Source organism: Micromonospora sp. NPDC050276 (assembly GCF_044459545.1).
GTDB lineage: Bacteria > Actinomycetota > Actinomycetes > Mycobacteriales > Micromonosporaceae > Micromonospora.
In genome coordinates, this window is record NZ_JBITJA010000010.1 from 54,585 (window position 1) to 74,587 (window position 20,003).

Below are 20,003 nucleotides of genomic sequence, written 5' to 3' on the forward strand. Positions count from 1 at the left end.
CCCAGGTGAAGGGCGTCTCCGGCACCTGGCGGGACCTGACCGACAACGTGAACTCGATGGCGTCGAACCTGACCAGCCAGGTCCGCAACATCGCCTCGGTCACCACCGCCGTGGCGAAGGGTGACCTGTCGCAGAAGATCACCGTGGACGCCCAGGGCGAGATCCTGGAGTTGAAGTCGACGGTCAACACGATGGTCGACCAGCTCTCGTCGTTCGCCGACGAGGTGACCCGGGTGGCCCGCGAGGTCGGTATCGAGGGCAAGCTCGGCGGTCAGGCCCAGGTGAAGGGCGTCTCCGGCACCTGGCGGGATCTCACCGAGAACGTCAACCAGCTCGCCTCGACGCTGACCACCCAGCTGCGGGCCATCGCCCAGGTGTCCACCTCGGTGACCCGGGGTGACCTGACCCAGCGCATCGCGGTCAAGGCGCAGGGCGAGGTCGCCGAGCTGAAGGACAACATCAACCAGATGATCGTCACCCTCCGGGAGACGACCAAGAAGAACGCCGAGCAGGGCTGGCTGGACTCCAACCTCGCCCGGATCGGTGGCCTGTTGCAGGGTCAGCGCGACCTCGGTGAGGTCTGCCGCATGATCATGACGGAGGTGACTCCGCTGGTCGACGCCCAGCTCGGCGCCTTCTTCCTGGCCGACGACGCCGACGGCAGCATGCGACTGCGGCTGACCTCCTCGTACGGGTACGTGGCGCGCGGGCACGACGTCACCTTCGGGCCGGGCGAGGGGCTGGTCGGGCAGACCGCGCTCTCCCGTCGCACGATCCGGGTCAGCGCCCCGCCGAACAGCCGGCTCACGCTGCGGTCCGGCCTGGCCGAGACACCCCCGACCGACCTGGTGGTGCTCCCCGTGCTGTTCGAGGGTGAGCTGCTCGGGGTGATCGAGTTCGCCAGCGTGTCGGCCTTCTCCGAGCTGCACCTGTCGTTCCTGGAGCGGCTGGTGCTCACCATCGGCATCGCGGTCAACACCATCCAGGCCAACCGGCGTACGGAGGAGCTGCTGGCTCAGTCGCAGCGGCTGGCGCACGAGATGCAGGAGCAGTCGGCGGAGTTGCAGCGCACCAACGCCGAACTGGAGGAGAAGGCCACGCTGCTGTCCGAGCAGAAGGGCAACATCGAGACGAAGAACCGGGAGATCGAGCTGGCGCGGCTGGGCCTGGAGGAGAAGGCGCAGCAGCTGACCCGGGCGTCGGCGTACAAGTCGGAGTTCCTGGCCAACATGAGCCACGAGCTGCGGACGCCGCTGAACTCGTTGCTGCTGCTGGCCCGGCTGCTGGCCGAGAACTCGGAGCAGAACCTCAGCCCGAAGCAGATCGAGTTCGCCCGGACCATCCACGGGTCCGGTTCCGACCTGCTGCGGCTGATCGACGACATCCTCGACCTGTCCAAGATCGAGGCGGGCCGGATGGACGTCGAGCCGACCGAGATCCGCTTCACCGAGCTGCGCAGCTTCGTCGAGCAGGCGTTCGCGCCGCAGGCCGAGGAGAAGAACCTCGACTTCCAGGTACGGGTGAGCAAGGATCTGCCGCCGGCGCTGGTGACCGACGCGCAGCGGTTGCAGCAGATCCTGCGCAACCTGCTCTCCAACGCGGTGAAGTTCACCGACAACGGTGCCGTCACGCTGCGGATCGCCCCGGCGGCGGAGAACGCGGTCTTCGATGTTCCGGCGCTGACCAACGCCCAGCAGGTGATCGCGTTCACCGTGATCGACACGGGGATCGGCATCTCCGACGACAAGCTGTCGATCATCTTCGAGGCGTTCCAGCAGGCCGACGGCACGACCAGTCGCCGGTACGGCGGCACCGGCCTGGGCCTGTCGATCAGCCGTGATCTGGCTCGACTGATCGGCGGCACCATCACGGTGTCGTCCGCGCCGGGTCAGGGCTCGACCTTCACCCTGTTCGTGCCGCACGTGCTCGCCCCGGATGCGGTGGTCGCGCCCCAGCCGCCGTCTCCGCAGCGTGCCGGCCTGCCGTCGTCGCTGTTGATGCCGCCGCTGGAACTGCTGCCGGAGCGGCCGGAAGCACCGGCCACCCGCCAACTGGACGGCGCCACCGTGCTGATCGTGGACGACGACGTCCGTAACGTGTTCGCCTTGACCAGCGCGTTGGAGCTGCACGGGATGACCGTGCTGTACTCGGACAACGGGGCGGACGGTGTCCGCCTGCTGGCCGAGCACCCGGAGGTGGACATCGTGCTGATGGACGCCATGATGCCCGACCAGGACGGTTACGAGACCACCCGCCAGATTCGCCGCAACCATCGGTTCGCCGATCTTCCGGTGGTCTTCCTGACCGCGAAGGCGATGCCGGGCGACCGCGAGTCGGCGCTCGCCGCCGGGGGCAGCGACTACATCACCAAGCCGGTCGACCTGGACGATTTGATCGAGTTGATGTCGTCCTGGATCAACGGCAGCCGGACCGAGGAGACTTCGTGACCCAGATGGCCAAGGCGCTGCTCGTGGACGACCGGCGGCAGAATCTGACGGCCCTGGAGGCGATCCTCCAGGGCCTGCCGGTCCAGTCCGTGGCGGTGGAGAGCGGTGAGGCGGCGCTCAAGCAGCTGCTGGTGGACGACTTCGCGGTGATCCTGCTGGACGCGCAGATGCCGGACATGGACGGCTTCGAGACGGCGAGCCACATCAAGCGCCGGGAACGCACCCGGCACGTACCGATCATCTTCCTCACCGCCGCCGACCGGGACGCCCAGCTCGCCCTCCGGGGCTACCAGGTCGGCGCGGTGGACTACCTGACCAAGCCGTTCGACCCGTGGGTGCTCCGGGCCAAGGTGTCGGTCTTCGTCGAGCTGTGGGTGAAGACCCGGCAGTTGGCCACGCAGTCGGACCTGGTCCGGGAGCGCGACACGCAGTGGCGGAGGCTCACCGACGCGGTGGACGAGGCGACCGCCCTGCTCCGCTCCGACGACCCCGAGGTCCGCGACCGGGCGGTACAGATCCTCGAACAGGCTCGCTGGGGCAACACCGCCTGAGGCGGCCGCGCGCTCAGCCGGTGGGCTGGTCGTTGCGGATCATCAGCGCGCTGCGGAGCCCCGTGATGTCCAGAACGCGGATCAGGAAATCGCCCACGTGCGTCAGCATCAGCAGGCTCTGCGCGTGGCTGGCCTTGCGGCTGAGCACGACCAGGGTGCCCAGGCCCTGCGAGTCGCAGAATGTGACGCCGCCGAGGTCGAGCACGATCCGCGGGGGCGGGTCGGCCAGCACCTCGTTGACGACGGTGGAGAGCTGCGCCGCCGTGAGCATGTCGATCTCACCGGCCAGGCGCAACACTGCTTCGTCGCCCGTCCGGTCTAGCGTGATGGACAGTTCGGCACGATCCACCCGGTCAGCCTAGCGCGATCCGACCGACCTGGCCTGTCGAGGCCGCGAGCCGTCGCCGTCCCACTCCAGAGCCCTCCGTGCCGACGCCGCTGACCGCCGTCGGCCATGGGTGAGCCGGGTAACCACAGCACGGGGTGGCTGCTGGTTGACCGTCCGACGCTGACACAATGGCGGCATCGTGACCGACATCTTTCCCGCCGGATCCGGCCGCTACCCAGCCGACGCGCCGGCCTCCGAGGCCCTGTTCGACCGCGCCCGCGCCATCGTGCCGGGCGGGGTGAACTCCCCTGTGCGCGCCTTCCAGGCGGTCGGCGGCACCCCGCGTTTCATGGTCCGTGGCGAGGGCCCGTGGCTGTATGACGCCGACGGTCGCCGCTACGTCGACCTGGTCTGCTCCTGGGGCCCGTTGATCCTCGGGCACGCCCACCCGGAGGTGGTGGAGGCCGTCCAGGCCGCCGCCGCCCGGGGCACCAGCTTCGGTACGCCCACCCCCGGTGAGGTGGAGCTGGCCGCGGAGATCGTCGCCCGGACCCCGGTGGAACAGGTCCGCTTGGTCAACTCCGGCACCGAGGCGACCATGTCGGCGATCCGGCTGGCCCGCGGCTTCACCGGCCGCTCGAAGATCGTCAAGTTCGCGGGCTGCTACCACGGGCACGTCGACGCGTTGCTCGCCGCCGCCGGCTCCGGCGTGGCCACCCTGGGCCTGCCCGACTCGCCCGGGGTGACCGGCGCGGCGGCCAGCGAGACGATCGTTCTCCCGTACAACGACATCCGGGCCGTCGAGGAGGTCTTCGCCGCCGAGGGCCTGCACATCGCCGCGGTGATCACCGAGGCCGCCGCCGGCAACATGGGCGTGGTGGCACCCCGGGACGGCTTCAACCAGCAACTCGCCCGGATCGCGCACGCCCACGGCGCCCTGCTGGTGGTGGACGAGGTGATGACCGGGTTCCGGGTCTCCCGCGCCGGGTGGCACGGCCTCGACGCCTCCGACGCCGACCTGTGGACGTACGGCAAGGTCATGGGGGGTGGTCTGCCCGCCGCGGCGTTCGGCGGGCGGGCGGACATCATGGCGCGGCTCGCGCCGGCCGGCCCGGTCTACCAGGCCGGCACCCTCTCCGGTAACCCGCTCGCCTGCGCCGCCGGCCTGGCGACCCTGCGGCTGGCCGACGACGCGCTGTACCAGCGCCTCGACGAGACGGCCGCCGTCGTGGGCAAGCTGGCGTCCGACGCGTTGGCCGCCGCCGGGGTCCCGCACCGACTGTCGTACGCGGGCAGCATGTTCTCGATCTTCTTCACCGACGCCGACGTGGTCGACTACGACAGCGCGCGCACCCAGCAGGTGCCGGCGTTCAAGGCGTTCTTCCACGCGATGCTCGCCGCCGGCGTCTACCTGCCGCCGAGCGCGTTCGAGTCGTGGTTCGTGTCGGCGGCGATCGATGACGCCGCGCTGGAGCACATCGCCGCCGCGCTGCCGACGGCGGCGAACGCGGCGGCAGCGGCCGGTCACGGGGGGTAGTCAACAGTGAGTAAGACGGTGGTCCACGTGCTGCGGCACGGCGAGGTGTACAACCCCGACCAGATCCTCTACGGCCGGCTGCCCGGTTTCCGCCTCTCCGAGCTGGGTGTGCAGATGGCCAAGGCCGCCGCGCAGGGCTTGGCCGAGCGGGAGATCGTGCACGTGGTGGCCAGTCCGCTGGAGCGCGCCCAGCAGACCGCCGAGCCGATCGCCGCCCAGTTCGGGCTGCCGGTCGGGGTGGACGAGCGGCTGATCGAGAGCGCCAACTGGTTCGAGGGCAAGAAGGTCTCCCCGGGTGACGGCTCGTTCCGCGACCCGCGCAACTGGTGGGTGCTGCGCGACCCGGTGACACCGTCCTGGGGCGAGGCGTACCGGGTGATCGCCGAGCGGATGTTCGCTGCCGTGCACGCCGCCCGGGTCGCCGCCGAGGGGCGCGAGGCGGTGCTGGTGTCGCACCAGCTCCCGATCTGGACGTTGCGCCGCTATGTCGAGCGCAAGCGGCTCTGGCACGACCCGCGCAAGCGGCAGTGCGGGCTGGCGAGCCTCACCTCGTTCCACTTCGACGACGCGAAGGTGGTGGGCATCGGCTACAGCGAGCCGGCCGCGCACCTGGTCTCCCTCTCCGCGACAGCCCGGACGGCCAAGGGGGCCTGATGAACGCCCGGAGGTGGACCGCCGGTCTGCTCGCCAGCGTCGCCGCGGTGGCGCTGGTCGGCTGCACGTCGTCGAAGGGGCAGGAGAAGACCTGCACGGCCACCACCGACGGGATCTTCGAGTGCGCCCCGGACCAGCGCTCCGCACCACCGAAGCTCGCCGGTGAGCTGCTCACCGGCGGCAGCTACGACGTCAGCGAGGCCCGCGGTCAGGTGGTCGTGGTCAACTTCTGGGGCTCCTGGTGCGCGCCGTGCCGCGCCGAGGCGGACGACCTGGAAGCCACTTACCAGGCCACCAAGCCCTCCGGGGTGAGCTTCCTCGGCATCAATGTGCAGGACTCGCGGGACAAGGCCAAGGCGTTCGAGGAGGGCCGGGTCACCTATCCGAGCCTCTTCGACCCGTCCAGCCGGCTGGCGCTCAACCTGGACATCCCGCCGAACACCGTCCCGGCGACGGTGGTGCTCGACCGGGAGGGGCGGATCGCGGCGGTGATCCGGGCCGCCGTCAAGCAGGAGGGCCTGCAACCGATCGTCGAACGGATCGCCGCCGAGAAGCCGGCGTCGAACTGATGGGCGAGACCTTCCGGGAGCTGGCCCTCAGCGGGCCACTGCTGCTCGCGCTGGGCGCGGCGGCGCTCGCCGGCCTGGTCAGCTTCCTCTCCCCGTGTGTGCTTCCGCTGGTCCCCGGCTACCTGTCGTACGTCACCGGTCTGGCCGGCGCCGACCTGGAAGGCCGGCGGACGACGGTCGATTCCGCGCCGGCCACCGGCGGTGTCGCCGTCAAGGAGCGGGCCGCGACGGTGGCCGTCAAGGGTCGGGTGCTCGCCGGGACGCTGCTCTTCATCGGCGGCTTCACAGTCGTCTTCGTGGCCACCGCGATCCTCTTCGCCGGCATCGGTCGGGTGTTCTTCGACTACAAGCGCGAGCTGCAGGTCGGTGTCGGTGTGCTGATCATCGTGCTCGGGCTGGGCTACCTCGGGATGATCCCCGCGCTGCAACGGGAGTTCCGGATCTCCCGGCTGCCGTCCGCCGGGTTGCTCGGCGCACCGGTCTTCGGGGCGGTCTTCGCGCTCAGCTGGGTCCCCTGCACCGGCCCCACGCTCGGCGCGGTCATGATGATGGCCACCGCCAGCGGCCAGACTGACCGCGCCGTGGTGCTCGCCGTGGCGTACTGCCTCGGGTTGGGGATACCGTTCGTCGTCTTCGGGTTGGGCTTCGAACGCCTGCTCGGGGTCTTCCGCGCCGTCCGGCGCAACAGCCGCTGGGTCACCCGGGTCGGCGGCGCCCTGCTCATCCTGATCGGCCTGGCGCTGGTCACCGGCGGATGGCAGAGCTTCGTGATCTGGTTGCAGACCACCGTCGGGGTGGGCGAGGTGAGCATATGACGGTCGTCGACGAGCGCCCGGAGGCCGAGGCCCCCGCGCCACGGCGCCGGCCCAACCGGCTGCTGGCCCTGCTGCGCAACTCGTGGCGGCAGCTCACCAGCATGCGTACGGCGCTGATCCTGCTCTTTCTGCTCGCCATCGCCGCCATTCCCGGCTCGGTGCTGCCGCAGCGCGGGATCAGCCCGGAGAAGGTCAACCAGTACTTCGTCGACCACCCGGACTGGGCCCCCCGGCTCGACCGGATCGGCGCGTTCGAGGTGTTCGGCTCGGTCTGGTTCTCGGCGATCTACCTGCTGCTGTTCACCTCCCTGATCGGCTGCATCACGCCCCGGCTGCGCGACCACGTCCGCGCGCTGCGGTCCCGGCCACCGGTCGCGCCCAAGCGGATGGCCCGGCTGCCGCAGCACACCGTGCTGCCCGCCCCGCCCGGTGGCGTCGACGCCGTCGCCGAGGTGCTGCGCAAGCGCCGCTGGCGCGTCGAGGTGCGCGGCGACGAGGTCTCCGCCGAGAAGGGCTACCTCAAGGAGACCGGGAACCTGCTGTTCCACACGTCGCTGATCGCCGTGCTGATCGGCGTCGCGCTCGGCTCGTGGTACGGCTGGAGCGGCAACCGGCTGCTCGTGGCGGGCGCGGACAACGCGTTCTGCAACACCCGCCAGCAGTACGCCGAGGCCAAGCTCGGCCCCCGGGTGGACAGCGCCGACCTGCCCCGCTTCTGCCTGCGGCTGGACGACTTCCAGGCCCGGTTCCTCGACAGCGGTCAGCCGGAGTTCTTCAACGCCACGGTCACCGTCGACGGCCCGGACGAGCCGACCCGCCGCGCCGACTTCTCGGTGAACTCGCCGCTGCGACTGAACGACGCGAGCGTCTACCTGCTCGGCCACGGGTACGCCCCGGTGATCCGCTACACCGACCGGTTCGGCAACAGCCAGATCAGCGACGAGCCGTTCCTGACCACCGGCGACATGGGCCTGACCAGCGAGGGGCTGGCCGCCTTCCCGGACGCCAACGTCGACCCCGCGACCGGCCAGCGGGCACCGGATCAGCAGGTCGCGTTCACCGGGATCTACCTGCCCACGGCACCCGAGCAGGCACCGTTCGTCCGCTCGCAGTACCCGACCGAGCGCAACCCGGCGCTGAACCTGGTGGCCTACCGGGGCAACCTCGGCCTGGACGCCGGCATCCCCGGCTCGGTCTACCAACTCGACCAGCGGCAGGTGCGGACCGGCAAGGTCAAGGAGGTCGGCACCAAGCTGCTCCGCAAGGGCGAGACCTGGACGCTCGACGACGGCACGACCGTCGAGTTCCTGGGCACCGAGCGGTACGTCACCCTCTCCATCCGGCACGACCCAGGTTCGACGATGCTGCTGGTCAGCTGCGGTGTCCTGCTGGTCGGGCTGATGGGTTCGCTGTTCGGGAAGCGCCGCCGGGTGTTCTTCCGGGTGGTGCCGGCCGACCCCGGGGAAGGATCTCCGACGAGCGGTAGTAGCTTGATGGAGGTCGGCGGGTTGCCGCGTACCGACTATCCCGGGTTCGCCGAGGAGTTCACCCAGCTCGTCGCCGCGGTCAAGGGCGAGGACGCAGAGGTCGAACGGGCCGGCGTGCGAGAAGGAGCCGAGTGATGTCCGCACTCTCCGACAATCTGGTGACCTTCGCGATCCTGGCGTACCTGGTCGCGATGATCGGCCACGCCGTCGAGTACGCGCTGGGCAATGTGCGTACCCGGGTCGCCGTGGTGGCTCCGGTGCGCGAGTTGGTCGGTGCCGGCGGTGGTGTCGTCCCGGCGCCGCCCGCGCCGGTCCCGGCGCCGCCCACGGCCGACCGCTCCGCTTGGCGGGCCCGGCTCGCCGGCCTGATCGGGGTGGGTGCCACCGCGGTCGCCGCCGTGCTGCACCTGGCCGCGCTGGTCACCCGGGGGCTCGCCGCCGACCGGATGCCCTGGGGCAACATGTACGAGTTCGTGCTCACGGTGACGTTCATCGGGGTCGCCGCCTGGTTGGTGGTGCTCTGGAAGCGGCCGTCGCTGCGCAAGCTCGGGCTCTTCCTCACCCTGGTGATGGTGCTGCTGGTCGCCACCGCCGAGTTGGTGCTGTACGTGCCGATCGTGCCGCTGGTGCCGGCGCTGAACTCGTACTGGTTCGTCATCCACGTCTCGACGATCGTCTTCGCGTCCGGCATCTTCCTGCTCGGTGTGGTGCCGGCGGTCGGCTTCCTGATGCGCAACGGGTACGAGCAGGGCAAGCGGAGCTTCCCGTACACCCTGGCCAAGCGGCTGCCCGGCGCGGCCGGCCTGGAGCGGCTGACGTTCGCGCTGCACGCCTTCGCGTTTCCGATCTTCACCTTCGCGGTGATCGCCGGTGCCATCTGGGCGGAGGCGGCCTGGGGTCGGCCGTGGGGTTGGGACCCGAAGGAGACCTGGGCGTTCATCTCCTGGGTCGTGTACGCCGGCTACCTGCACGCCCGCGCCACGCCCAGCGTCAAGCGCAACGTGGCCACCTGGATCGCGGTGCTCGGCTTCCTCACCATGCTGATGAACCTGTTCGGTGTGAACATCTTCTTCACCGGCCTGCACTCCTACGGCGGGCTGGACTGACCCGGTAAGCGGGCTGGACTGACCCGGTCAACGGTGCGCGGAAGACCGCTCCCGCCCGGCGCGGTGCCACGTCCGTGGGGTTGCCTCGCCGTCCCTCTCAACGCCCGGTCGACGGGCAGCCCGGCGGTCTCGGTGGGTGACGGCCGCGCCGGTCGCCAGGCGCGCAACGCCCGCTCGACCTGGATCGTGACCTGGTAGGACACCTCCGGTAGATCGGCCAGCTCGATCCGCTCGCCGCGCAATGCCAGTTGGGCGTGCAGCTCCCGGGCGACGGCATCGCGAAGCTCGACCTGCAGGGGCGACAACCCGTCCGGGTCGCCGACGACGTACGCGTCCGACATGGGTCCACTCTGCTCCCGCGTCCCGCCGTTCGGCCAGGCAGGGTGAGAGGTGTCCGCCGGGCTTGCCCGGCCCTGGTCGGCAATGTGGCCGTCTCCCGCGCCCGGTCGACCGTTGATCCACTCGGTTTCCATGAAGTCGGCCTATCTGCGGGCGCAGGACACCCCGACTTCCTGAAATCCGAGTCGATCTTGGCGTGCACTGGTGGTGTTGGGCGATCGCGAGCGTCACAGCACCCGGCTTGGGCCGGGCGGGAGCCGGTGCGGGAGACTGGGCGACATGGCGGCTCGTGGCTTCCCGTACACCGATCTCAAGGACTTTCTCGCGGCGCTGGAGCGCACGGGGGAGTTGCGCCGGGTCGACGTCCCGGTCGACCCCACCCTGGAGATCAGCGAGGTGGTCACCCGCACGGTGCGGGCCGGCGGCCCGGCGCTGCTCTTCGAGCGTCCGACCCGGGGCGAGATGCCGGTGGCGATCAACCTGTTCGGCACCGAGAAGCGGATGGCGATGGCGCTCGGCGTCGACTCGCTGGACGAGGTCGGTGCCCGGATCGGCGCGCTGATCAAGCCGGAGCTGCCGGTCGGCTGGTCCGGCATCCGGGAGGGCCTCGGCAAGGTCATGCAGCTCAAGTCGGTGCCGCCGCGCAAGGTGAAGACCGCACCCTGCCAGGAAGTCGTCTACCGGGGTGACGATGTCGACCTCAACCGGCTCCCGGGGTTGCAGGTCTGGCCCGACGACGGCGGGATCTTCCACAACTACGGGCTGACCCACACCAAGCACCCGGAGACCGGCAAGCGCAACCTCGGCCTGTACCGACTCCAGCAGCACGGCCGCAACACCCTGGGCATGCACTGGCAGATCCACAAGGACTCGACGGCGCACCACGCGGTCGCCGAGCGGCTCGGGCAGCGCCTGCCGGTCGCGGTCGCGATCGGCTGCGACCCGGTCGTCTCGTACGCCGCCAGCGCGCCCCTGCCCAGTGACATCGACGAGTACCTGTTCGCCGGGTTCCTGCGGGGCGAGCGGGTGGAGATGGTCGACTGCCTCACCGTGCCGTTGCAGGTGCCGGCGCACGCGCAGATCGTGCTGGAGGGCTACCTGGAGCCGGGTGAGCGGCTGCCCGAGGGGCCGTTCGGCGACCACACCGGCTTCTACACGCCGGTCGAGCCGTTCCCGGTGCTGCACATCGAGGCGATGACCATGCAGCGCAAGCCGGTCTACCACTCGATCGTCACCTCCAAGCCGCCGCAGGAGGACCACGGCCTCGGCAAGGCCACCGAGCGGATCTTCCAACCGCTGCTCAAGCTCATGATCCCGGACATCGTCGACTACGACCTGCCGGCGGCCGGCGTCTTCCACAACTGCGCGATCGTCTCCATCCGCAAGCGCTACCCGAAGCACGCGCAGAAGGTGATGAACGCGATCTGGGGCGCGCACCTGATGTCGCTGACCAAGCTGATCGTGATCGTCGACGAGGACTGCGACGTGCACGACTACAACGAGGTCGCCTTCCGAGCCTTCGGCAACGTCGACTACGCCCGCGACCTGCTGCTCACCGAGGGGCCGGTGGACCACCTCGACCACTCGTCGTACCAGCAGTTCTGGGGCGGCAAGGCTGGCGTCGACGCGACCCGCAAGCTGCCCACCGAGGGTTACACCCGCGGCTGGCCCGAGGAGATGAGCATGAGTCCGGAAGTCACAGCCCTGGTCGACAAGCGCTGGAAGGAGTACGGGATCTGATGGCGACCACCAACAACCCCCGCGATCTTGCACTTCCGGTTGCCGATTCCTCCCTTTCCTCCCCCTCTGCACCGACAGAAAGTGCAAGATCGCGGACAAGGGTGCGGGCTTTCCTGCGGCTCGTGGCCATCGAGCACTCCGTCTTCGCGCTGCCGTTCGCGTTCCTCTCGGCGCTGGCCGCCATGCAGGTCAACGGCGGGCGGGTGCGGTGGCTCGACCTGCTGTTGATCACCGTGGCGATGGTCGGGGCGCGGACGTTCGCGATGGCCGCCAACCGGATCCTCGACCGCCGGATCGACGCGCGGAACCCGCGTACCGCCGGCCGGGAACTGGTCACCGGGGCGGTGAGCGTGCGGACGGCCTGGACCGGCGCGGCCGTCGCGCTGGTCGTCTTCCTTGTCGCCGCAGCCCTGCTCAACCCGCTCTGCCTGGTGCTCGCCCCGCTCGCCGTGGTCCCGCTGGTCGTCTACCCCTACGCCAAGCGGTTCACCAACTGGCCGCACGCCATCCTCGGGATCGCCCAAGCGGTCGGCCCGGTCGGCGCCTGGCTGGCGGTCACCGGCACCCTGGCCGGCTCCGGGCCGGCCTGGCTGCTCGGCGCCGCCGTCGGGCTGTGGATCGGCGGCTTCGACCTGATCTACGCCTGCCAGGACTCCGAGATCGACCGGGAGATCGGCGTGCACAGCGTGCCGGCCCGGTACGGTCGACGCTTCGCGCTGCACGCCTCCACGGTCGCGCACGTGGTGACCTTCGCGCTGTTCATCTGGTTCGGCGCGCTGATCGGCCTCGGCTGGCTCTGGTGGATCGGGCTGGCGTTGACCGCGGTGGCGTTCGGCTACCAGCACCTGGTGGTCACCCCGACCGACCTGAGCAAGGTCAACCGGGCGTTCTTCACCGCCAACGGGTTCGTCGGCATCGCGCTGTTCGTCTTCGCCCTGCTCGACCTGGTGATCCGGCTCGGCCTACGGCCCTGAGGCTGGGTGATCCGGCTCGGCCTACGGCCCTGAGGCTGGGTGATCCGGCTCGGCCTACCGCCCTGAGGTTGGCGGCGCGGTGCTGACCGGGTAGCGGGCGCTCTCGAAGGTCCAGTCGACGGTGCCGCGCACGGCGAACGCGACCCCGTCGAGATGGTCGGCGACCGCCTCGTCCAACGCCGGGCCGAACGACGGCACCGTGGCGCGCAACGCGAGGAAGCGCCGCAAAGCCTCCCGCCAGTGCTCGGCCGCCCGTTCGACCGCCTCCGCCTCCGGAAGGCCCAGTTCGGCCTGCATGGCGAGGACCAGGTTGTGCCCCCCGGCGGTCGCCCGGTCCCGCTCCAACGAGGCCATGTCGTTGTACCAGGAGAGCAGGTCGTTGCCGGTGCGGGCGAGCTGACGCAACAGCGGGTGGTGGTAGACCGGATCGGGCAGCGTCCGACCGCTGGCGAACTCCACCAGCGGGTACGACACCTCCGCTGCCGAGGTCGACCGACGCAGCTCGACGTACTCGTCGACGCTGGGGCGGCGGCCGGCCTCCTTGTTGACCGCCTCCTGCCAGGTGCCATCGAAGTGTCGAGCCACCGCGTCGGCGAAACGCTGCCGCCAGTGGGCCGGCATCCGACGGCGTGGCTCCCGCCAGGCCAGCACCAGCAGTCGCCGCAGCGGGCCGGTCAGCCCGGCCGGACCCGCCCGGGTGTCGTCGTGCAGCAGCGCCAGCGTGCCGTCGCGCAGCGCCCGGATCTGCGCCGGGGTCAACCGATCCGGCCCGTCACAGGCGTCATCGACCAGGAAAAACCAGGTGAACAGCGCGGTCAGCACCCGCAGGTCGGCTTCGGTCGCCTCCGGGTAGAGCCGTCCGGCGTACCGGGCGAACGCTCCTCGGGACAGCCGACGCAGTGCGGCGTCGTCCAGTGGGAGGCCAAGCTCGGGCAGCAGGCCGAGCAGCCACTCCTGCACCCGGTCGGCGTGTGGTGGGAGCCGGGACGGGATCGGACATTCAGCGCGCAGCGCCCGGAGGATCTCGCCGGTCGTCACCGATGCCTCCTCTGCGAGATGGTGCCGGTGCGATTCGCCAGCGGCAGCATCTCAGGTCGGCGGGATGTGCAGGTACCCCAGGAACATGTCGGACCGGCCAACCTGGGGGTGCCCAGCAGCGGACCGCCTGGACCAGGCAGGCTGGGGGGTATGCGGGAACCATGGGTGGTCGGGGTCTCCGGTGCCTCCGGTACGCCGTACGCGGCGGCCGTCATCGGAGGACTGCTCGACGCGGGCGAGCCGGTGGACCTGATCGTGTCCCGGGCGGCACGACTCACCGTGCTCGACGAGACCGGCCGGCCCTTTCGGGACGGCCACTGGGCCGAGGACCTCGCCGCCTGGCTCGACCGGGACCTGACCACGGCGGATGTGCGGCACTGGCCGGCCGGCGACCTGGCCGCCGGGCCGAGCAGCGGCTCCTACCGGGTACGCGGCATGGCCGTGGTCCCGGCCAGCACGGCGGCCTGTGCGGGCATCGCCATCGGGCTCTCGAAGGACCTGTTGCAGCGCGCCGCCGAGGTCAGCCTCAAGGAGCGGCGTCCGGTGGTGATGGTCCCCCGGGAGACACCCGTGACCCGCAGCCACCTGGAGCACCTCATCGCCCTGCACGACGCGGGCGCGGTGGTGCTGCCGGCCAGTCCCGGCTTCTACGGGGCCGGCGCGGCGGCCAGCGCCCAGCAGTTGGTCGACTTCGTGGCCGGCAAGGTGCTGGACGCGCTCGGCGTGCCGCACACCCTGTTCCGGCGGTGGTCCGGCCAGCTCGGGGCGGCTCGCGGCTGAGCCGTCCGCCCGTGCTTGAGCACCGGTGGTCCGCTCAGCGCGAGCGGTACTGCCGCCCGGCGGTTGGCCAAAGCGGGACGCGGACCGGACTGGTGTCCGGTCCGCGTGGCGTTGTCCGCACCAGTTCAGTACATGCCGGCGTTGGCCGGACCCGGCCCCGTGGAGGCGGCCGGTCCCACATTGCGTGGCTTTCCGACCTCATCCACCTCGTCCAGCATGCCCTCCCCCTCAAGCAGGGCTCGCACCTCGGATTCCCGAAACCGGCGATGCCCGCCTGGAGTCCGGATGCTTCCTATCCGGCCGGCCGCCGCCCATCTCGTCACAGTTTTCGGGTCTACCCGAAACAGCGCGGCGACCTCACCCGGTGTCAGCAGGCGATCTCCAGTGTCCACAGCCCCCTCCTCGCGTCGACGAAGCCCCCGGCTGAACACACTGCCCCCGGCTGGTGCGTAGCCCAGAGCCGTCATGAGGGACGTATGGCAATTACAGCACCAGGGACATGGCCTGTCCGCCCAAACGCGAAAAATGCACTGAGTGGGGAGTTAGTAATGTTACTGGTGCTACCTCAGCCTTGACCGGCGGTTTGTGAACAGTGACTCACCGCTCAGCCCAACGGATGCCGAAGGCCGCACGTTACGTCTCAGCGGTTAAGGTCACTCTCTGTGGACGCCATCGACCTGAGCCTCGTCGACCTGCTGCGCGGCAACGCCCGCCTTTCGTACGCCGAGCTGGCCCGACAGGTCGGCCTCTCGGCCCCGGCCGTACACGAGCGGGTCGGCAAGCTGGAGAGCAGCGGCGTGGTCCGGGGCTACCGCGCGGAGGTGGCTCCGGAGTCGATCGGGCTGGGCGTCACCGCGTTGATCGGCATCGTCGAGGACTCCGGCGCCGACACCGACGACATGCTCGAGTCGCTGCGAGTGCTGCCCGAGATCGAGTCCTGCTACTTCATGGCCGGGGTGGAGTCGTTCCTCCTCAAGGCGCGGGTGGGCACGATCGCCGAGTTGGAGCAGTTGATCGTGCGGTTGAACCGGACCCCCGGGGTCGCCTCCACCCGCACCGCCATCGCGCTCTCCACCAAGTGGGAGAACCGCCCCCAGCCGGTCGGGCCGCCCCCCGCCTGACCCCCGCGTACCCCTGGTGTCGCCCGTCGGCCGGCGGTAGCGTGCGCCGATGACTCCGCCGGCGCGTCCCGTGGCCGTGGTGACCGGCGCTGCCGGCGGCCTCGGCCGCGCCATCGCCACCGCGCTGCACGCCCACGGCTGGTCGGTGCTGCTCACCGACCTCGACCCGGCAGCGGTCGAGACCGCCGCGGCACCGCTCGGCGGCTGGTCGGCCGCCCTGGACGTCCGGGACGAGGACGCCTGCGCCGCCATCGCCACCGCCGCGGCGAGCCGGGGTGACCTCGCCCTCTGGGTCAACAACGCCGCGGGTGCACGTCTCCTGCCTCTGCCCGGACGGCATCTGGACCCCGATGCTGCACGACCGGCTGGACGACCCGGGGGCGGTGGCCTCGTTCACCGGGTCGATGCTGGCCGCGCAGCGGGTGGCGGCCCGGGTCATCCGGCTGGCCCGCCGGCCACGCCCGGTGGTCAGCCTGCCCCGCTGGCGGGGAGCACAGGTGCGGCTGTTGGACGCGCTGCCCAGGTTGGCCGTCGCGCTGACCCCGCTGGTCCGGGCCGCCGGCCGCGCCGGTCAACGCCGTCAACGCCGCCGGTCAGCGCCGCCGGACCGGCGCTGACCACCGCTGGCCTGCTTGCTAGGTTTCCGGCGTGACTCATCTCGACCGGTGCGACGAGGCCAGCCGGACCTGGGTGACGGAGGCGATCGCCACCGTCGAGGCGGACGCGAACCGGTCCGCCGACACCCATCTGCTGCCGTTCCCGCTGCCCCGGGAGTGGGGGATCGACCTCTACCTCAAGGACGAGTCGTCGCACCCCACCGGTTCGCTGAAGCACCGACTGGCCCGCTCGCTGTTCCTCTACGGGCTCTGCAACGGCTGGATCGGGCCGCGCACCACGATCGTCGAAGCGTCGTCGGGATCCACGGCGGTCTCCGAGGCGTACTTCGCCCGGATGCTCGGCCTGCCGTTCATCGCGGTGATGCCCGCCTCCACCTCACCGGAGAAGATCGCGCAGATCGAGTTCCAGGGCGGCCGGTGTCACCTGGTGGACGACCCGGCGAGCGTGGTGGTCGAGGCGCGCTGGCTCGCGGAGGACTCCGGCGGGCACTTCATGGACCAGTTCACCTACGCCGAGCGGGCGACCGACTGGCGGGGCAACAACAACATCGCCGAGTCGATCTACGCGCAGTTGGAGCTGGAGCGGCACCCGATCCCCGCCTGGGTCGTGGTGGGCGCCGGCACCGGGGGCACCAGCGCGACCATCGGCCGGTACGCCCGTTACCGCCGACTCGCCACCAAGCTCTGCGTGGTCGACCCGGAGAACTCGGCGTTCTACCCGGCCTGGCTGGCCGCCGACTGGTCGGTACGCACCGGGAAGGGCTCCCGCATCGAGGGGATCGGCCGGCCCACCGTGGAGGCGTCGTTCCTGCCCTCGGTGGTGGACCGGATGGTCCAGGTGCCGGACGCGGCGTCCCTGGCTGCCATGCGGGCCGGATCGGCGCTGCTCGGCCGTCGGGTGGGCGGGTCCACCGGGACCAACCTGTGGGGCGCGTTCGGCCTGATCGCCGCGATGCTCGCCGAGGGTCAGACCGGCTCGGTGGTCACCCTGATCTGCGACCCCGGCGACCGGTACGCCGACACGTACTACGCCGATGACTGGGTGGCCGCCCAGGGCCTCGACCTGGCCCCGCACCTGGCCACGATCGACCGTTTCCTGACCACTGGGGTCTGGCCCGCCTGAACCGCCCAGCGCGGCCTGCCCGGCTGGGCGCCGCTCAGCGCGGGTCGATCCGCTCGGCCAGCCCGGGGTAGCGCACCACGTAGCCGCTGTCGTCCAGATCGATGTCGGCGGTGAAGGTGCCGCTGGCGAAGCGCACCCGACCCGGCCCGAGCCCGGTGTAGATCTGCTCGGCCGGCACCACCTCCAGGCCGGGCAGCAGCACCCAGGCCACGGTGATCCGGTGTGCCACATCGGCCGGCTCGGCCGCCATCCTGAGCCGGTGGACCGGCAGGGTGTTGAACAGTGGCGAACCGCTCAGGTCGACGTCGAGCGCGTCGGCCAGCCGGTCCGGGTCGTCCGTGCCCGGTAGGCCGGCCCGGGGATGACCGGCCGCGACCAGCGCCGCGTCCAGGTCACCCTGCTCGGCCGTGGTCACCCGCCACCGGTCGGCGGCCCGCTCCAGCGTCACCCGGCGCAGCCAGCCGAGCCCCTCGGCCTCGACCTCGACCCGGGTGGTGGCCCAGTCCGGTGTGGTGGTCAGCTGGTAGCGGGCGGTCCAGGGGATCGGGTCCACGGCGAGCAGGGTGCCCCGGGCCGCCAACCCGTGGCCGTCGTCGAGCAGGACCTGCTCGCTGCCGGCGGTGTCCGTCCGGGACCAGAAGATTGACTTCGGCATGGTCGGCATGAGCCGGACGTTACGCGACCGGACCGGCATCGGCAGGGCATGCGCGAACGCCGCCGCGAAGCATGGGCTTCGCGACGGCGTTCGGTGGATCAATCAGTGGGTACGCGCCGGCGGTCGCCCGCCGAAACCGCGCCGATCGTCACGCGCACGATCGTCGCGCGGCCGGTCGTCGCGGGGCCGGTCGTCCCGGACCCGGCTCTCCGGGCGGAAGCCGCCCCGAGCGTCCCGGTCGCCGAAGCGCCGCTCGCCGGTGGGCCGGTCACCGAACCGGCGCTCACCCTGCGGCCGGTCACCGTATCCCCGGGTGTCCCGGTCGGCGTACCGCCGCTCGCCGGTCGGCCGGTCGCCGAAGCCCCGGTCGCCCTGCGGGCGGTCGCTGTGCTGCCGGTCGCCATAGCGGCGGTCACCCTGTAGGCGGTCGCCGTACTGGCGGTCGCCGTACTGGCGGTCGCCTTGCGGCCGGTCGCCGAAGCGCCGCTCGCCGGTGGGTCGGTCGCCGAAGCGCCGCTCGCCTTGTGGGCGGTCGCCGTAGCGGCGCTCGCCTTGCGGACGGTCGCCGTACTGGCGGTCGCCCTGCGGCCGGTCGCCGAAGCGCCGCTCGCCGGTGGGTCGGTCGCCGTAGCGGCGCTCGCCCTGTGGGCGGTCACCGAACCGACGCGGGCCGCCGGAGCGGTCGTCGAACCGACGCGGGCCGCCGGAGCGGTCACCGTAGCCCCGGGGCTCCGCCTCGACGCGAACCGGAACGCCACTGGGCTCGCGGGCACCGACCAACTCGGCCAACGCCGCGTCGCCGACCCGGACCCGGGTCTCGGCCGGCGCGACGCCGGCCTTCTCCATCATCGCCAGGGTGGTGCGGCGCTGCTTGGGCAGCACCAGCGTGGCGACGGCACCCGACTCGCCGGCCCGAGCGGTACGCCCCGCGCGGTGCAGGTAGTCCTTGGGGTCCTTCGGCGGGTCGACGTGCAGCACCAGGGTGACGCCGTCGACGTGGATGCCCCGGGCCGCCACGTCCGTGGCGACCAGCACGTTCATCCGGCCCTCACGGAACTCGGCGAGGGTCTTGGTGCGCATCCGCTGGGTCTTGCCGCCGTGCAGCCCACCGGCGCGTACACCGACGGCCGCGAGCTGCTCGACCAGCCGGTCGACCCCGAGCTGGGTACGTGCGAAGACCATGGTCCGGCCGTCCCGGGCGGCGATCGAGGCCGCCACCGGGAACTTCTCGTGCGGCGGGATCAGCAGCATGTGGTGGTCCATGGTGGACACCGAGGCGGTGGACGGCGCGGTGGAGTGGGTGACCGGGTCGGTCATGAACCGCTTGACCAACGCGTCGACGTCACCGTCCAGGGTGGCCGAGAAGAGCAGCCGCTGACCGTTCGCGGGCGTCTTCGCCAGCAGTTCGGTCACCTCGGGCAGGAAGCCCATGTCGGCCATCTGGTCGGCCTCGTCGAGCACCGTGACCTCGACGTCGTCGAGCTGGCAGATGCCCCGCTCGATGAGGTCACCGAGCCGGCCCGGGGTGGCCACGATGATCTCCACACCGCGGCGCAGCGCGTCGATCTGACGGTCGTACGGAACGCCGCCGACGGCGGTCTTGAGGAAGATGCCGACGGCCTTGCCCAGCGGCACCAGGGCGTCGTTGACCTGCATGGCCAACTCGCGGGTGGGAACCAGGATCAGGGCGCGCGGACGCATCGGCCGGGCCCGGTTGCGGCTGGCCAGCCGGGCGATCACCGGCAGGCCGAAGGCGAGCGTCTTGCCGGAACCGGTCTGCCCACGGCCCAGCACGTCGCGGCCGGCGAGCGCGTCCGGGAGGGTGGCCCGCTGGATCTCGAACGGACTGGTGATGCCCTGCTGTGCCAGCGCACGGACCACCGGCTCGGGCAGGCCGAGGGAGGCGAAGCTGATCGGTTCGGCGGTCGCTGCCGGCGCGCTGCCGGCCTCGCTCTGAGCTGCGTCGGTAGCCGGGACTGAGTTGAAAACGGACGTAACGGTGCTGGGGTCAGCAGAGGTGGTCAACAAAAGCCTTTCGAGCGGGGCGCATCTTCGCGATGGCCTGCCGCGGCTGTACCGCCGGATCGCCCGCAAGATCGCCCAGGGGCGCACACCACGCGCG

The 20,003-nt window shown here is 71.1% G+C and carries 20 protein-coding genes and 1 pseudogene; 15 read left to right on the forward strand and 6 right to left on the reverse strand.

The features are described from left to right. Together ACIBF8_RS22395 and ACIBF8_RS22400 are read left to right on the forward strand one after the other, a co-directional pair. The coding region (locus tag ACIBF8_RS22395; protein WP_396785307.1) for an ATP-binding protein at positions 1-2,447 on the forward strand (2,447 nt) is incomplete at its 5' end. Then, the gene (locus ACIBF8_RS22400; protein ID WP_396785309.1) at positions 2,444-2,998 is read left to right on the forward strand and encodes a two-component system response regulator; all 555 of its coding nucleotides are present in this window, start codon (positions 2,444-2,446) and stop codon (positions 2,996-2,998) included. The genes ACIBF8_RS22395 and ACIBF8_RS22400, both read left to right, overlap by 4 nt. Positions 2,999-3,011: 13 nt before the next feature. Here the strand turns inward: ACIBF8_RS22400 and ACIBF8_RS22405 are convergent, their stop codons facing one another. Beyond that, positions 3,012-3,347, reverse strand: coding sequence for an STAS domain-containing protein (locus ACIBF8_RS22405; protein ID WP_278136944.1), 336 nt, complete (start codon positions 3,345-3,347; stop codon positions 3,012-3,014). A gap of 178 nt (positions 3,348-3,525) precedes the next feature. Here ACIBF8_RS22405 and hemL point away from each other — a divergent pair, with 178 nt between their 5' ends. The 6 genes from hemL to ccsB are packed head-to-tail and all read left to right on the forward strand — an operon-like array spanning position 3,526 to position 9,494. Further along, positions 3,526-4,863, forward strand: a complete 1,338-nt coding sequence (gene hemL / locus ACIBF8_RS22410) for a glutamate-1-semialdehyde 2,1-aminomutase (RefSeq protein ID WP_396785311.1) — start codon at positions 3,526-3,528, stop codon at positions 4,861-4,863. Positions 4,864-4,869: 6 nt separating this feature from the next. Next, positions 4,870-5,517 (forward strand): histidine phosphatase family protein, encoded by a 648-nt coding sequence (locus ACIBF8_RS22415; RefSeq protein ID WP_396785312.1) that lies wholly within the window; start codon positions 4,870-4,872, stop codon positions 5,515-5,517. Beyond that, positions 5,517-6,086 carry a TlpA family protein disulfide reductase gene (locus ACIBF8_RS22420; RefSeq protein ID WP_396785314.1) on the forward strand — a complete coding sequence of 190 codons (570 nt, stop codon included), beginning with the start codon at positions 5,517-5,519 and terminating at the stop codon, positions 6,084-6,086. Before ACIBF8_RS22415 ends, ACIBF8_RS22420 begins: the two co-directional genes overlap by 1 nt. Further along, entirely contained in the window at positions 6,086-6,901 is an 816-nt protein-coding gene (locus ACIBF8_RS22425; protein ID WP_396785316.1) for a cytochrome c biogenesis CcdA family protein, read from the forward strand. The genes ACIBF8_RS22420 and ACIBF8_RS22425 overlap by 1 nt, the downstream gene beginning before the upstream one ends. Then, the gene (locus ACIBF8_RS22430; protein ID WP_396785317.1) at positions 6,898-8,523 is read left to right on the forward strand and encodes a cytochrome c biogenesis protein ResB; all 1,626 of its coding nucleotides are present in this window, start codon (positions 6,898-6,900) and stop codon (positions 8,521-8,523) included. The genes ACIBF8_RS22425 and ACIBF8_RS22430 overlap by 4 nt, the downstream gene beginning before the upstream one ends. Then, the gene (ccsB, locus tag ACIBF8_RS22435; protein WP_396785319.1) at positions 8,523-9,494 is read left to right on the forward strand and encodes a c-type cytochrome biogenesis protein CcsB; all 972 of its coding nucleotides are present in this window, start codon (positions 8,523-8,525) and stop codon (positions 9,492-9,494) included. Before ACIBF8_RS22430 ends, ccsB begins: the two co-directional genes overlap by 1 nt. Here ccsB and ACIBF8_RS22440 read toward each other — a convergent pair. Then, positions 9,476-9,835: a hypothetical protein gene (locus ACIBF8_RS22440; RefSeq protein WP_396785320.1), complete on the reverse strand. Its 360-nt coding sequence runs from the start codon at positions 9,833-9,835 to the stop codon at positions 9,476-9,478. The two genes, ccsB and ACIBF8_RS22440, sit on opposite strands and share 19 nt — an antisense overlap. Before the next feature lie 277 nt (positions 9,836-10,112). On the opposite strand from ACIBF8_RS22440, the gene ACIBF8_RS22445 reads away from it, so the two are divergent. Continuing rightward, entirely contained in the window at positions 10,113-11,573 is a 1,461-nt protein-coding gene (locus ACIBF8_RS22445; protein WP_396785321.1) for a menaquinone biosynthesis decarboxylase, read from the forward strand. After that, on the forward strand, positions 11,573-12,547 hold the full coding sequence (mqnP, locus tag ACIBF8_RS22450) for a menaquinone biosynthesis prenyltransferase MqnP (RefSeq protein WP_396785323.1): 975 nt from the start codon (positions 11,573-11,575) through the stop codon (positions 12,545-12,547). Before ACIBF8_RS22445 ends, mqnP begins: the two co-directional genes overlap by 1 nt. 54 nt (positions 12,548-12,601) lie before the next feature. On the opposite strand, the gene ACIBF8_RS22455 is transcribed toward mqnP, so the two are convergent. After that, positions 12,602-13,585, reverse strand: coding sequence for a terpene synthase (locus ACIBF8_RS22455; protein WP_396785325.1), 984 nt, complete (start codon positions 13,583-13,585; stop codon positions 12,602-12,604). 150 nt (positions 13,586-13,735) lie between these two features. Here ACIBF8_RS22455 and ACIBF8_RS22460 point away from each other — a divergent pair, with 150 nt between their 5' ends. After that, entirely contained in the window at positions 13,736-14,365 is a 630-nt protein-coding gene (locus tag ACIBF8_RS22460) for a UbiX family flavin prenyltransferase (RefSeq protein WP_396785326.1), read from the forward strand. Positions 14,366-14,490: 125 nt separating this feature from the next. Here the strand turns inward: ACIBF8_RS22460 and ACIBF8_RS22465 are convergent, their stop codons facing one another. Continuing rightward, positions 14,491-14,757 carry a BldC family transcriptional regulator gene (locus ACIBF8_RS22465; protein WP_007454516.1) on the reverse strand — a complete coding sequence of 89 codons (267 nt, stop codon included), beginning with the start codon at positions 14,755-14,757 and terminating at the stop codon, positions 14,491-14,493. A gap of 270 nt (positions 14,758-15,027) precedes the next feature. Between ACIBF8_RS22465 and ACIBF8_RS22470 the strand changes: the two genes are divergently transcribed. From ACIBF8_RS22470 to ACIBF8_RS22485, 4 genes and pseudogenes are all read left to right on the forward strand, one after another. Continuing rightward, positions 15,028-15,486 (forward strand): Lrp/AsnC family transcriptional regulator, encoded by a 459-nt coding sequence (locus ACIBF8_RS22470; protein ID WP_396785327.1) that lies wholly within the window; start codon positions 15,028-15,030, stop codon positions 15,484-15,486. 49 nt (positions 15,487-15,535) lie between these two features. Continuing rightward, positions 15,536-15,757, forward strand: a pseudogene (locus ACIBF8_RS22475) (SDR family NAD(P)-dependent oxidoreductase); the annotation flags it as partial. Positions 15,758-15,794: 37 nt separating this feature from the next. After that, positions 15,795-16,103: a hypothetical protein gene (locus ACIBF8_RS22480; RefSeq protein ID WP_396785544.1), complete on the forward strand. Its 309-nt coding sequence runs from the start codon at positions 15,795-15,797 to the stop codon at positions 16,101-16,103. A 31-nt stretch (positions 16,104-16,134) separates the two neighbouring features. Next, positions 16,135-17,226 (forward strand): PLP-dependent cysteine synthase family protein, encoded by a 1,092-nt coding sequence (locus tag ACIBF8_RS22485; RefSeq protein WP_396785328.1) that lies wholly within the window; start codon positions 16,135-16,137, stop codon positions 17,224-17,226. 34 nt (positions 17,227-17,260) lie between these two features. On the opposite strand, the gene ACIBF8_RS22490 is transcribed toward ACIBF8_RS22485, so the two are convergent. Together ACIBF8_RS22490 and ACIBF8_RS22495 are read right to left on the reverse strand one after the other, a co-directional pair. Next, positions 17,261-17,881 (reverse strand): putative glycolipid-binding domain-containing protein, encoded by a 621-nt coding sequence (locus ACIBF8_RS22490; protein WP_396785531.1) that lies wholly within the window; start codon positions 17,879-17,881, stop codon positions 17,261-17,263. Between the two features lie 102 nt (positions 17,882-17,983). Then, a complete protein-coding gene (locus ACIBF8_RS22495; protein WP_396785329.1) occupies positions 17,984-19,906 on the reverse strand; it encodes a DEAD/DEAH box helicase in 1,923 nt (640 codons plus the stop codon). Between the last annotated feature and the right edge of the window lie 97 nt (positions 19,907-20,003).